Source organism: Stenotrophomonas sp. INTA L402-1, from assembly GCF_059295135.1.
Genome location: NZ_JCAFWP010000093.1, coordinates 1 through 1,109 on the forward strand (window position 1 = coordinate 1; position 1,109 = coordinate 1,109).

Consider the following 1,109-nt stretch of genomic DNA (forward strand, 5'->3'; position numbering starts at 1 on the left):
AGATGTGTATAAGAGACAGCCTCAGGATCCCTGCAGCTGCCGGCCAGCGGCCGGCACTACCACAGGTGGGTCAGTGACCCGATTCGACCTTGCGCCATTCCACGGCGGCACGATCCAGCACGCCGTTGACGTAGGTATGGCCATGCTCGGAACCGAAGCGCTTGGCCGATTCGATGGCTTCGTTGATCACCACGCGGTACGGCACGTCCAAGCGGTAGCGCAGCTCGTACGCCGCCAGGCGCAGCACCGCGCGTTCGATCGCGTCCACTTCTTCGATGCCACGGTCCAGGTACGGGCCGAGCGCTTCGTCGATGTCGCGGCGGTTGTCGAGCACGCCGTGCAGCAGCGCCTCGAAGTACGCCAGGTCGGCGATTTCGCGGGCCTGCTCGTGGGCGAACTGGGCGATCAGCGACTGGGCGTTGCCGCCGGAGATCTGCCAGGCGTAGATGGCCTGCACAGCACGACGGCGGGCGCGCGAGCGCAGCACCGGATCGACGCCATCACGGCGGACGGGTTTACCGGAGGGCTTGCCCTGGGTGTTCTTGTTCATGGCAGCTGCTCCAGAAGATTGACCATTTCCAATGCGGCGAGTGCGACTTCCTCGCCCTTGTTGCCGTGGCTGCCGCCTGCGCGGGCCTCGGCGTCTTCAACGCGTTCCACCGCCAGCACGCCGTTCAGGACCGGCACGCCGAAGTCCAGCTGCACGCGCATCAGGCCCTCGGCGCAGCGATCGGCCACGTGCTCGTAGTGACGGGTATCGCCACGGATCACGCAGCCCAGGGTAAGGATGGCGGCGTGTTCGTGGGCGGCGGCCAGGCGCGCGGCCACCAGCGGCAGTTCCCAGGCACCCGGCACGCGGATCACGTCGATGTTGGCTTCGGTGATGCCGTTGCCAGCCAGGCTCTGGCGGGCGCCAGCGACCAGCGTGTCGGTGATGCGGGCGTTCCAGCGGCTGGCCAGGATGGCGAAGCGCGCCGATTCGGGAGTGCGAAGATCGCCTTCGAAGTGGCTCATATGCGGCTTGGGGGACTCGATAAGGGGGTAATTCTAGCGTGGATGGGCCCCGGCCGTGGCCGATGGGGGCCCGGGGCTGTCTCTTATACACATCT

The 1,109-nt window shown here is 66.8% G+C and carries 2 protein-coding genes; both read right to left on the reverse strand.

The annotated features are described in order from the left end of the window. Positions 1–70 precede the first annotated feature (70 nt). A complete protein-coding gene (nusB, locus tag AC5O77_RS21625; protein WP_005408062.1) occupies positions 71–550 on the reverse strand; it encodes a transcription antitermination factor NusB in 480 nt (159 codons plus the stop codon). Then, complete coding sequence (ribH, locus tag AC5O77_RS21630) at positions 547–1,014, reverse strand: 6,7-dimethyl-8-ribityllumazine synthase (protein ID WP_005408061.1); 468 nt, start codon at positions 1,012–1,014, stop codon at positions 547–549. Before ribH ends, nusB begins: the two co-directional genes overlap by 4 nt. Positions 1,015–1,109 lie beyond the last annotated feature (95 nt).